This window comes from Candidatus Sulfurimonas marisnigri (assembly GCF_015265475.1).
GTDB classification, from domain to species: domain Bacteria; phylum Campylobacterota; class Campylobacteria; order Campylobacterales; family Sulfurimonadaceae; genus Sulfurimonas; species Sulfurimonas marisnigri.
This window is the reverse complement of record NZ_CP054493.1, coordinates 798,021-810,869: the sequence shown is the minus strand read 5'-3', so window position 1 is coordinate 810,869 and position 12,849 is coordinate 798,021. Positions and strand designations below refer to the sequence as shown.

The 12,849-nt window shown below is 33.3% G+C and carries 12 protein-coding genes; all 12 read right to left on the bottom strand.

Features of this window, described 5'->3' with window-relative positions; translation table 11 throughout:
• Window position 1: 1 nt before the first annotated feature.
• Complete coding sequence (gene ribD / locus HUE87_RS04125) at window positions 2-991, bottom strand: bifunctional diaminohydroxyphosphoribosylaminopyrimidine deaminase/5-amino-6-(5-phosphoribosylamino)uracil reductase RibD (RefSeq protein ID WP_229855220.1); 990 nt, start codon at window positions 989-991, stop codon at window positions 2-4.
• Between the two features lie 17 nt (window positions 992-1,008).
• A complete protein-coding gene (locus tag HUE87_RS04120) occupies window positions 1,009-1,470 on the bottom strand; it encodes a ribosome maturation factor RimP (protein WP_194367472.1) in 462 nt (153 codons plus the stop codon).
• Window positions 1,471-1,472: 2 nt separating this feature from the next.
• Window positions 1,473-1,823 carry a 30S ribosome-binding factor RbfA gene (gene rbfA, locus HUE87_RS04115; protein ID WP_194367471.1) on the bottom strand — a complete coding sequence of 117 codons (351 nt, stop codon included), beginning with the start codon at window positions 1,821-1,823 and terminating at the stop codon, window positions 1,473-1,475.
• Window positions 1,820-4,438, bottom strand: a complete 2,619-nt coding sequence (infB, locus tag HUE87_RS04110) for a translation initiation factor IF-2 (protein WP_194367470.1) — start codon at window positions 4,436-4,438, stop codon at window positions 1,820-1,822. Before infB ends, rbfA begins: the two co-directional genes overlap by 4 nt.
• Before the next feature lie 288 nt (window positions 4,439-4,726).
• Entirely contained in the window at window positions 4,727-5,608 is an 882-nt protein-coding gene (gene thrB, locus HUE87_RS04100; RefSeq protein WP_194367468.1) for a homoserine kinase, read from the bottom strand.
• A 7-nt stretch (window positions 5,609-5,615) separates the two neighbouring features.
• A complete protein-coding gene (locus HUE87_RS04095; RefSeq protein WP_194367467.1) occupies window positions 5,616-6,077 on the bottom strand; it encodes a hypothetical protein in 462 nt (153 codons plus the stop codon).
• Entirely contained in the window at window positions 6,070-6,954 is an 885-nt protein-coding gene (gene lpxC / locus HUE87_RS04090) for a UDP-3-O-acyl-N-acetylglucosamine deacetylase (protein WP_194367466.1), read from the bottom strand. The genes HUE87_RS04095 and lpxC overlap by 8 nt, the downstream gene beginning before the upstream one ends.
• A gap of 2 nt (window positions 6,955-6,956) precedes the next feature.
• Window positions 6,957-8,324, bottom strand: coding sequence for a peptidoglycan metallopeptidase Pgp6 (pgp6, locus tag HUE87_RS04085; RefSeq protein ID WP_194367465.1), 1,368 nt, complete (start codon window positions 8,322-8,324; stop codon window positions 6,957-6,959).
• The gene (locus tag HUE87_RS04080; protein WP_194367464.1) at window positions 8,325-9,263 is read right to left on the bottom strand and encodes a DHH family phosphoesterase; all 939 of its coding nucleotides are present in this window, start codon (window positions 9,261-9,263) and stop codon (window positions 8,325-8,327) included.
• Window positions 9,264-9,291: 28 nt separating this feature from the next.
• Complete coding sequence (gene flhB / locus HUE87_RS04075; protein WP_194367463.1) at window positions 9,292-10,344, bottom strand: flagellar biosynthesis protein FlhB; 1,053 nt, start codon at window positions 10,342-10,344, stop codon at window positions 9,292-9,294.
• Window positions 10,345-10,447: 103 nt separating this feature from the next.
• Entirely contained in the window at window positions 10,448-11,272 is an 825-nt protein-coding gene (gene nadC, locus HUE87_RS04070; RefSeq protein WP_194367462.1) for a carboxylating nicotinate-nucleotide diphosphorylase, read from the bottom strand.
• A complete protein-coding gene (gene nadA / locus HUE87_RS04065) occupies window positions 11,269-12,267 on the bottom strand; it encodes a quinolinate synthase NadA (RefSeq protein ID WP_194367461.1) in 999 nt (332 codons plus the stop codon). The genes nadC and nadA overlap by 4 nt, the downstream gene beginning before the upstream one ends.
• Window positions 12,268-12,849: the final 582 nt, after the last annotated feature.

The following is a 12,849-nucleotide window of genomic DNA, read 5'->3' as shown; positions in this document are numbered from 1 at the left end:
TTTACACATCCCTTTTCATCCACATAATTATATCTTGTGCTTCTTCTTGTATATTTAAAATCTCTAACTTATCATCAATTTCAGTAAAACTGTTACTTCCTCCGACTGTTGGAGCCAAGTAACATAGATAATAATCAATAATATTACGAGATAGTTCAAACATTTTTGAACTTCCTTCTATCATTATATTTTTATAATTTCTACATCTAGAGAAATCATCTGATATGATAACTTTTCTATTTTGAACACTAAATAGAGGTATGCTCATATCAAACTCTTTACATCTTGATACAATCAAAACATCCGGTGCCTTGCCATCATTAACCAACCGAGCATCTAAAGTTGGTCTGTCAACTCTAACTGTATTTCCGCCAATAACCAATAAATCACATTTGTCTCTCATAGCGTGCACGTTTATTCTAGACTCTTGCGAGCTTATAATTCCACCATCAGTAGTTCCATTTAGCCTTTGTGCCCATTTAAAAAAAACAAAGCTTTTTTGAGTCCATAGCTTAAATGGCTTCAATAAGTTATCACACTCCTCTTTTAGAATATTATTTTCTACATGTAGCCCAGATTTTTTTAGAATTCCATTGCCGCCTGAAGCTTCTTCGTTTGTATCATTTGAACCTACAAAAATAGTTTTTATTCCCAATGAAGATATAAGTGTAGCGCATGATGGAGTTTTTCCAATATGTGCGCATGGCTCCAGAGTTGTATAAAGTGAAACTTTATCAAAACAGTTTTTATGATTTTTTAGAAGGTAAAAGTGTATTTCAGATGATGTTGTAATATCTATAATATTTTTATCATTTGTGAGTTTAAAATAGGCAGATTTAAGAGCCGCTACTTCAGCGTGTGGCTCACCTGCACGTTTGTGAGCTTCCACAGCAAGAATTTCGCCACTACCTCTAACAACCGTACAACCAACTGCTGGATTTGGATAAGTTAAACCTTGATATCTCCAAGCCTCTTTAATGGCTAGGCTCATATAAAAGTTATTGTTGATTACCATTCAAAATATGTTCTAGCTTTTGAAATTTCTCCATAATCTATAGAGATCTCTTCACCATCAATTTCTACAAAAATTTTAGAGTCTTCAACTTTTGTAAGCACACCTCTAATTTTATCTCTAATTTTATCTACGGCTTTTAAATTAATAGAAACTTTTTCTCCAATACACATTGCAAACTGTTTTATAGAAGATATTTTTCTCTCAATTCCTGGACTACCTACTTCAAGTCTATAGTCTCCAGAAATCGGAGGTGTAACATCAAGAAGTGGAGATATAAGATGAGTCAAATCCACACATGAATCTAGACTAACACCTTTTCTTTTCCCATTTTCTGTCTCTGTAGATAAAACACTAACCCTATAGATTGTATCTTCACCTTCTCTAACTATTGACGTGTCATAAAGTTCTAAATCTACTGACTTTACTAATGAATTAATATCACTCTCTAAACCCATCCTTAATCCTTAGCTATTTTTTTAAAAAGATCTTCTATATTTTGAGACTTTTTTAGTTGTTCATCAAATTCAAATGTTAATTTTGGAGAACGAAACCAACCTTGATCTTTTAGACAAAATGTTTCAACAATTGGTCTAGCATTACGAAGTAGTTTTAGATAATCTCTTTTTTCTTGTTCAGTATATGATGCAGGATCAATATAAACTTTAGCATCGCTTTTACCACGAGAACATTTAACATCAATTATACTTAGTACATGTAGTCTCTTATCGTTTAAACTACCAAGAGCTTCTGGAATCAACTCCAATAGAAGTGACTCTGTTCTCTTTAGTTTTATTTGAGCTTCTGTCACAGAGAAACTTTTTGCTCAACTTTTTTAAACGTTTCAATAACATCGCCAGCTATAATATCGTCATAACCACTTATAACGACACCACACTCATAACCGTTGCCAATCTCTTCAACATCATCTTTAAAGCGTTTTAGTGATGTAAGTTTGCCCTCATAAATCACAACGCCTTCACGGATAACACGAACCATTCCACCACGCACAAGCTTACCATCAACAACAACACAACCAGCAACCATACCTTTTGGTATTTTGAATGTATCCCTAACTTCTGCTTGTCCAGTGTTTTCTTCTGTGTATTTTGGAGACATCATACCAGTCAGCATACCCGTAATATCATCAAGAAGTTGATAGATAATTGAGTAAGTTTTAATTTCAACATTTTTTTGTTTTGCTGATGCTTTAACACTACCTGTTGGACGAACATTAAAACCAAGTAGTACACAATTTTCACTATTGTTTACCAACTCAACATCATTTTCAGTGATTCCACCAACACCAGAACTAATTACATTTACTTTAACTTCATCATTTCTAAGTTCGTTAAGTGAAGATTTAATTGCTTCAAGTGAACCGTGCACATCTGTTTTAAGCACAACTTTAAGAGTTTTAAGCTTACCCTCTGCAATCATAGAAGTCATATCTTCTAATGATGATTTAGTACTGTGAGAAAGCTCTTTATGTCTATCATACTCATGTCTTTTTAGAGCATACTCTTTTGCTTCTTTTTCATTAACCATAGCCATCATAATTTCACCAGAAGATGGAACTTCGTTAAGACCAGCTACAACAGCAGTATGACTTGGCAATAAAGTTTTAACTTGTTTATTGTTCTCATCAATCAGCGCTTTAACACGACCATAAGCACTACCACAAACAACATAGTCACCAACTTTAAGTGTACCATTTTGAACAATAACTGTTGCAACTGGACCACGACCTTTTTCAAGTGATGACTCAACAACAGCAGCTCTAGCCATAGCATTTTCATTAGCTTTAAGTTCTAATACATCAGCAGTAAGAAGGATGTTTTCAAGTAAATCGTCAATTCCCATTCCACTTTTTGCAGAAACAGGAATAAATTCTACATCTCCACCCCAGTCAGTAGGATTCATACCGTGCTCTGCCATTTGACCTTTAACCATATCTGGTTGAGCAGTTTCTTTATCCATTTTATTTAGAGCAACTATAACTGGAGCGCCTGACTCTTTAGCAAGTTTAATAACTTCAAGAGTTTGAGGTTTAACACCATCATCAGCCGCAACCACGATTACAATTATATCTGTAACATCTGTACCACGTTGACGCATATGAGAGAATGCAGCATGACCAGGAGTATCAATAAATGTAATTGGTTTACCGTGTTGCTCTATCGTATAAGCCCCAATATGTTGTGTTATGCCACCAGCTTCTACATCAGTAACTTTTGCCTCACGAATAGCATCTAAAAGTGAAGTTTTACCATGGTCTACGTGACCCATAATCGTAATTACAGGAGGTCTCGGTGTAGCATCTACATCTTCTTCTATATCCTCTTCGTCATGAGTAAATTCATCTTTAGGATCAACAATAGTAACTTCTACATCAAACTCTTCAGAAAGAATTTCAATCTCATCATTTCCTAAAAAATCATTTTTTGTCATCATCAAACCAAGATCAAAAAGAACTTTAATAATATCTGATATAGGACGATTTAATTTTTCTGCAAATTCATAAACACGAATATCTTCAGGAATCTCTACATGTGTAACGATTAAATCTTCAGGTTTACTTTTTGCGTATGTTTTTCTCTTGTCACGAGAAACTTTTCTGCCTCTTGGTGCTGCTTTTTTATTAGCATTTCTACCTATAGGTTTTGGTTCTCTTGGTTTTCTTGGTTGTTCAGGCATCATTTCACGACGCTCTGTGGAGTTAAGGTCTAGAAGCGTAACTTGATTATCCATATCCATAGATACGTCTGCCATTGAACCGCCAAAAACATCTATTTTCGTTCCTTGAGTCTGTTTTTTAGCTGTTGCAGTATGCTGTTTAGATTTTTTCTTACCAGCTAACTCTTCCAAAGCTTCTGCACTCATTTTTCCATATGAAGATATAGACGCTTGCTTTTCAGGAATAGAAAAATTTTCTTCAACTCTTGGTTTTTTCTTTTTTACAATCTTAAGTCCAGATCTTTTTATCACCATTTTTTTAGGTTCAACTATGTTGAGTGTAGTATTATTTGTTTCGCTTAACTTTGCCTTACTCTCTTCTTTTATTTCTTCTTTTATTTCTTCTTTTTTAGAACTAGCTTGCTCAACAGGTATCTCTTCTTCATTCAATTTATTAGACACTACTTCTTTAACATCAGAAGTCTCTTTTTTTACTTCATTATGTACAGGAGTTTCGCTTATACTAGGAGTATCACTTTCTACTTTTGCAGGTGCTGCATTTATTGATACAGGAGTCTCTGCAACTTCACCATTAAGAATATAGTTCATTAAGCCTTCAGCTTCTTGCATAGATACTGTACTATTTGCTGATTTTACTTCGATACCCATATCTGAAGCTTTTTTTACTACATCTTTGGAAGCTATTCCTAGCTCTTTTGCAATTTCGTGTACTCTAACTTTTTCTGTCATCAGTGATGATCTCCTTTAGTATGTTCGAAAATTTATCTTTATCTCCACTTTTACACTGTCGCATAAGTGCTTTTAAGACTCTTTTTTGGTCTTCAAGACAAATTTTACATAAATAAAAACTTCTACCTGCTCCCCTAAAAAGACTGAGTTGTGTTTCATCACACTGAAGTCTAAGAAAATTACTTTGTGTATCTCTCTGCCTACAAGATATACACATTCGAAGAGGTTGGTTAAATTTTTTCGCCATTGTATCCAAAAGTTCCTTGATTTATAGAAGATATTAACAACTTATCTCTCTATTATTAGACCATCATTGTCAAAATCTAACTCTTTAACTATGAAATCTGGAAATTTTTGCTTTAATTTACTTGCAATAACTGCCGAGTCCTCATCATAAACCATTGAAAAAAATGTTGAACCGCTTCCAGAGAGAGTACTCATTAATGCTCCACTCTCATATGCTATTTTTTGGACATTAAACAGTTCCGGTAAAGCCTTCATTCTCGCTTTTTGATGAAATCTGTCTTGAGATGCCAACTTTAAAATTTCCCAATCTTCATTAAAAAATGCAGCAACACTAAGAGCGGTATGAGACAAATTATATATTGCATTCTCTTTGGAATATGATTTTGGAAGAAGCGTTCTCGCTTTAGCTGTACTTATTGGCTTATTTGGAATAACTACAACTGCTTTAATATAATTTGGTAAATGCTTTTTTTGAGAGAATACTTTATTTTTTTCTACTGTTGCTGCATTAAATCCACCCATAACAGCTGGAGTGATATTATCAGGATGTGATTCATACACTAACGCATGATTAAGTATTCTTCTTTTAGAGACTCTTATTCCAGCAGCCTCATGTGCACTTGCAATTGCTGAAACAATTACAGCAGATGAACTTCCTAGTCCTCTCGACATTGGAATTTGATTATAAAAAGTAAACTTAAAATTTTGCTTTTTTTTAGTTAATCTGTCGTAGTGCTCATTAAAAATACTAACAAAAAGATTATTACCCTTGAGCCTTGGGTTATTTTCACCTTCACCTTTGATGCAAACGCTAAAAAATTTCGATTGATGAAATTCAACTATATTTCGTAAATCAACTGCTAATCCTAATGAATCAAATCCTGGTCCAAGGTTGGCACTTGTTGCTGGTACACTTATTGTCACTTTTCTCCTATCCTACAGCCCCTATGCCATAAATAGGCGTTGCTGTTGTGCTAAACTCATTATAATCAAGCACATCTGGAAGCCTAAAATAAGGCTCAGGTGCTATTTCTAATTTTATAGTTTTTATTTCTGACGAAATTTTAACAAAATACAACTTTGCTATCGCTTTTATTGGTGTATTATCATTAAAATAAAATGCATCTGTTGCAAAAAGTGGTATATTTTTTAAAATACTCATCGATTTTAAAAAAATATACGCAATTTTTATAGCCATAAAGCTGCCAGGTCCATTTGCATAGAAAAGTTTTTCTATATTGTATCTATCCAAAAGCTCATTAAATATTTTCGGCAAAATATCTGAGCTTTTATCTTGAGAGACTATCGTCTCTATTAACTTTTTGTTTTCATATATGCCAACTTTTATAGGAGAAGTCAGGGTTATAAAAACTAAATCAACACTCTTAAGCATATGCTTTTTCTAGCTCTTTTGTTTTTTCACCAACAAGTTCTATTACTTCATAGTTTTCCGGATTCTTCAGTAGCTCTAACGTAAGTTTGTGGTTTAAGTCGTGGCTTCCTGCCATCGCCTCATAGTTTCCTACAAAGTTCATACCAATAAGTGCCATATCACCAATCGCATCTAAAATTTTATGTCTTACAAACTCATCTGGAAATCTTAGTCCTTCTGGGTTAAGAACTTTTTTTTCATCCAAAACTACTGCATTTTCCAGTGATCCACCAAGTGCTAAACCCTTTGAACGTAAATATTGTACCTCATGTAAAAAGCCAAAAGTTCTTGCACGTGAAATTTCTTCCCTGTAACTCTGCTTATTAAAATGTAAAACATACTCTTGTTTTTGTATAACTGGGTGGGCGAATTTAATAGTGAAATCATACTTTAAATCAGGCGAGGGAGAAAGCTTAACATACTTATCACCCTCTTGAATTATGATATCTTTTTTAATTTTCATTACTTTTTTAGGTGCATCCAGCTCTTGCCTGCCTGCTTCGTCTAAAAGCATACAAAAACTAGCACTGCTTCCATCCATAACTGGAACCTCATCCGCATCAACTATGATTTTAAGATTATCTATTCCATATGCGTAGACCGCAGAAAGCATATGCTCAATTGTAGAGATAATGTAACCATCTCTTCCTATTACAGTTGCCATCTTTGTGTCAACTACGTTTGCAGGAATAAGAGGGATGGCAACATCTACATCGCTTCGATAAAATATTATGCCACTGTTTGAATCTAATGGTTCTAGTCTTAACTTAACGGCTGATCCCTTATGAAGACCGATTCCTACAAGTTCAACAGGTTTTTTTATAGTTGTTTGATACATATTCACCCTCTATCTATAATCTCTTTAGCACTCTTTATTACATTACTTATATTTAATTTCATCCAAGTAGTGTCCATCCACTCTGCAGGACGAACTTCCACTCCTTGAATCACTACTCCAAAATGTAAATGATCCCCCATAGCATACCCGCTTTTGCCTGTATTTGCCAGGTGTGAACCACCCTTTACTGAATCACCGCTATTAACATTAAGGCTTGAGCAGTGACCATAAAGTGTGTACAATCCTAAACCGTGAGATATTATTGGCATATTTCCATAAAGTCCATTATAATCAGCATAAATAACTTCTCCACTGTTTTGTGGTATTATTTTTGCCATGGCATTGCTAGCCATATCTAAGCCCAAATGATATGCCTCACTTACTTGTTTACCTTTATAAGAGTAATATCTATGATCACCAAAATGTGCAACTATAGCTGCATTTTTCAACGGGTACATCTCTTTAATTTTAAAATCACTAATCATGCTATCTGAAACTTTAGATGTTATATCATGAATAAGATTTTCGTTTTTAGCTCTTATATCCTCATTAATAATCTTAAACTGTTCAATCTTGTCTGTCACACCTTGTGTTTCAGCAAATTCTGCAGCTAATTCAGCGATTTTTCCATTTAAAAACTTCTCACTTAGCTCAATATTTGACAATTTATATTTATTATTTTTTAAATATAGTGGAATATAATTTTTTGACTCATTATCTGCAAAATCATTGACTATAATTGTAGCTTTGAAATTTCTCTGGTTAACCGGCCAAGCAAGAAGAGAAATATAATAGCCATCTTTATAAAATGGCTGTGCTTTAAACTTTTTTCCAAAGTTTGTTTGAATATAAATATCTTTTAAATTCTCATCAGCAGCATTAAAAATAACAAGTGCTGCTCCGCCTTTTTTAATTTTATAAGAGTGTGCAACTATATTAAGCTTTGGTTTTCTTTTATCAATCTTTAACTTGTATTCAGTAACCGTACTGTTTCCACTAAGAAAGTTCCATTTACTAGTGTCCGTTGCCTCAACTAAAATCGAAATCTCTTTCTCTTTCATGTTGTACACACTTCGTGGGACTTCAATTTTTGCCTTTGCGGACTCTTTAAAAACCAAGAACTGTTCATGTTCTAAAGTTGTCTCATCATTACCATTTTTCAAAATAATTTTATATGATTTCAATCCGCTAGTATCTTCAATCAATACTTCTAGAGGGTTTTTCAGATTCCAATAACCATTGTTTTGCATAGATATCCTAGGGACATCTCTTTCAAACATTGTAGAACTGTACACATACAATGCTCCACCAATTATTGCTGCGAATAACAGTGATGTGACTAGTGAAAATTTACTTTTTCTTTTTCTCAATTACATTTCCTTCTTTATCAAATTTAAAACTTCTTTTTGTACATCTTCTATCTGTACAACAGAATTTATGTTAAAACCAGCTCTGCTGGCATGTCCTCCACCTCCAAAGTTTGATGCTATTTTTGAAGCATTAACTCCAGAATTACAACGGATAGAGCCTTTTAAAGTAAAATCACTATTTTGCTTTAAAAGCATTGCAACTTCTACATGTGGAAGATACAGTGACTCCTCAAGAGGACTTTCACAATCTTGTCCGACAGCTCCAGTAGATTTCATATCTTCATCACTTACACAGAAGATTGCAATTCGTGCCCCAGCTTCTAATCTCATATTTTTAAACATTATCGCTTTTAACCTAAGTGCGGCTAAAGAGACACTCTTCATAATAAATTTATTACAAACATTATGCTCTGCGCCGCACTCTATTAATTCCTTTACAACAGCAAAAATTGTGCCATCAACTTTCTCATCCATGAACCCGTTGGAGTCATCTAAAAGACCACCATACAAAGCAGTTGCTATCTTTTTATTAATCTTAATGCCGTTTGTTTTAAACAAATCAAATAAGACCATAGTTGTACTCATAGCATTGTGGTCTACAAGATTAAACGCAGCAAAATTCGTATTACTTGCATGATGGTCTATATTTATTAAATTACACTCTACTTCTACTCCCAACCTCTTTATATCTCCACAATCTAGAGAAATGGCTAAATCAGCGGAAGATGGAAATGAGTCTCTAATTTTCTCAAACCATGGAATAAACGACAATTTACTATCTATTTTTTTAGTTTTACAAAACCAGGAAACTTTTTTGTGTTCTTGAAGTAAATAAGTGTACATAGCACTCGCGCTACAAATAGAGTCAGCATCAGGATTAACATGTGAGATAACCACAATATGTTTTGCATTTTTTATTCTTTGTATAATTTTATTCATAAAGCTCTTTTATTTTTAAAATTATATACTATTTCTTATTCATCTTATAAACATATGCCAATACCTCTGCTACCGCTGCAAAAAGCTCGGTTGGAATTGGTTTATCTATCTCAACTTGAGCATATAAACTTCTAGCAAGTGGTGGGTTTTGCACTACATGTACATTGCTTTCTCGGGCTATCTTTTTAATCTGCTGAGCAATATTATCCATACCCTTTGCAACCACTATAGGTGCATGCGATTTTTCTTCATCATATTTAATAGCAACCGCGTAGTGGGTTGGATTTGTTATAACAACATCCGCATTTGGAACTTCTGACATCATTCTTTTTCTAGAGGCTTGCATCTGAATTTGACGAATTTTAGCTTTTATAAGAGGATCTCCATCCATATTTTTCATCTCATCTTTAATCTCTTGCTTACTCATTTTAAGTCCATCAAAGTATTGTTTTCTAACAATAATAATATCTATAATTGCAAAAATAAAAATAATTAAAAGCATTACAAAAGCTATTATCAACATCTTGTCTTTAAGCCAATCTAGCTGATCACCTAATCCAAAAAGGGCAACTGTTGGAAGTTCCAAAATGAATATAAAGAAAAATAAAAATCCTATGCCCAAGGTGGTAAAAGACTTAAAGGTCACCTTAACGCCCTCTATAAGTTTTTTCATAGAAAAAAGATTTTTTGTCCCCTTAATCGGGTCAATTTTTTTAAAGTCAGGCATAATCGCTTTTGTTGTAAATAAAAAACCAAACTGGGCAAGTGCAGCAACAACACCAGATATGGCAACCGTAATAGCAAGAGGCATGATAATTAAAAGAAACTCTCTGATTGTAATAATCGCTATATCTATCATAAATGCTTTGTCGAGTGGTGAACCAATAAGTGAAAAGTAATATTTAAATAAAAACACTACATGAGAGCTCATATATGGAAAAAGCATTAAAAAAGCAAGTATCGCGACAAAGAGAGTAATTACACCTGAAGTATCCTGTGACTTCGGTACATTTCCCTCTTCTCTGGCATCCTCAATCTTTTTGGGGGTGGGTTCTTCTGTTTTTTCAGCATCATCTGCCATAATAAATTAACCCCAATTTAAAAAATATAGTAACTATAGTGTAGTTACTCTTTAGTAGCCATAGTAGCTTTATAAAACATAGTAAAATAGACTATTTTACAGTTTAATAGATAGAGTCCATTTTCATAGATATATCTATCCAATTTGCCTGATGGATAAGCGCTCCGCTACTGATAGCATCAACTTTTGTTTTAGCGTAAGATTCTATAGTTTCAAGTGAAATATTTCCACTAGCCTCTAAAAGTATATGTGGAAAATTTTCATCTCTATATTTTACAATTTCAACTATCTTATCTGGCGTCATATTGTCACACATCACTATGTCGCATCCGCTAAGAAAAGCTTCTTTAGCTATTTCAAATGTTTCTGCTTCCACCTCTATTTTTGAGGTAAATGGAATATGTTTTCTTGCCTTTTGTATATACTCTTTTAAATTCTTGATTGTCTTTAAGTGTGTGTCTTTTATCATTAGTGAGTCATCCAAACCCATTCTATGGTTAACTGCGCCGCCACATCTTGTTGCATACTTCTCAAACACTCTTAGAAGTGGTCTTGTTTTTCTTGTATCTAAAAGTTTGACACCATAAGGCTCTATAATATCTACATATTTTTTTGTAAGTGTTGCTATTGAGCTTGCATGTAGAAGCATATTTAAAAGAGTTCTCTCAATTTTCAAAAGAACATGTGAAGTTCCGCTAAGTGTTGCCAAAATATCGCCTTTTACAAAGCTTTCACTATCTTTTACGTTCCAAGTAATCTCAAACTCTTCTAGTTTTGCCAGAACATCTATATATTTAGCACCAGATAGTACACCATCACTTTTTGCAATAATTCTAGCGCTTGCACTTACACTCGATTCTACTAAAGCATATAAATCTCCGCGTCCGACATCTTGAGCAAGTGACTCTTTTATAAAACCTTCTATCATAATGCCAACATTCTTTCTAGTGCAATTTTTGCCCATTTTTGTGTGTTATCATCTACATGTATCTCATTTAATGGTTCGCCCTCATCTATTGACTTTAAAATATCATAGACATCCTGAAGAGTTGTCTCATTCATAGTTGGACACTCTGGTTTTGTTGAAGATAGAATATAGGTATTATTTGGACGAAGACGATTAACCATATTGAACTCAGTACCAACAGCAACTTTTTGTTCTGCTGGCAATTCAGTTATATACTTAATAAGTTGAGAAGTTGAACCTACAAAATCAGAAGCATCACAAATAGCAGGGTCACACTCTGGGTGAGTGGCTATAAGAATTCCTGGAAATTTTTTACGGTAAAAGTTTATATCATCTACTGAAAAAAGTTGATGAACTGAGCAAAAACCATTAAAGCAAATAATATCAGAATCAGCTGGGTTACTGCCATCACCAATAACGCAAGACCTAAGTCCCATTTGGTTTGCTATGTTTTGTCCTAAACATCTGTCTGGAACAAAAAGGATTTTTTTTCCCTCTTTAAGTGCTGTTGTAATAATTTTTTTGGCATTAGAACTTGTACAAACCAAGCCACCCATTTCGCCAACTTTAGCTTTTACATCTGCATTTGAATTTATATAAGTAATTGGCAAAATATTCTCATTTGTTATGCCACTCTCATTTAAAGCTTTTACAGATGCATCAAACTGAGTGCCATCAATCATTGTAGCCATGGCACAGCAGGCTACTTTTGGCATTAGTACACGCTTATTTGGAGAGAGTACTTTTACACTTTGACCCATAAAACCAACACCGCAAAAAACTACAAATTCTGCGTCGTCATCTCTAGTCCTTATGGCAAGTTCAAGTGAATCTCCTGTAATATCCGCCATATCAAAAACTTCATCTCTTTGGTAAAAATGTGCAACAAGAGTCACACTTAATTTCTTTTTATATTCGTTAATTTTATTTTTTAATTCTTCATTTGTAAGTTGCAAAACAATTCCTCTGCTAAATATTTTGTAATTATATCAAAATTAAAAAACACTTTATTACTATTGAGATATTGAAATAAACTTTACGCATCTATTAGTGATACTAAAGCATATTTTCTCTGCATAATAAGCTTATATATTTAGTAAGTTTTACACAATATATTTGTTTCTTCATTGTTTCTTCATAGTAATAACATAATATTACATTATCAAAAAAGTTAGTTTGATATATGCTTTATTCAATAAAAGGATACAGAATGAAACGATTACCCTTGTTATTGCTTATTCTAGTGCCAGTGTTTGCTAGTTCTATTTCAATAACCCAACATGATTATATTTTCTTCGCTGAGTTTATAAACAACATGACCATATATATTTTGGAAATATTTGAAAATATAATAAATCACTCTAGTATAAAACCTTTTTCTTAATCTTATATTTGTAGAGTTAGAAATATTTAAATTATTAATATTTTATAAGAACAAAGGATTGCACTATCAGTTATCTTGCATTAACATAGGTATCTCTCAAATTGAAATAAACAAAAAAGCTAAATACAATGTTCCATTATCAATTGTTTTGTTT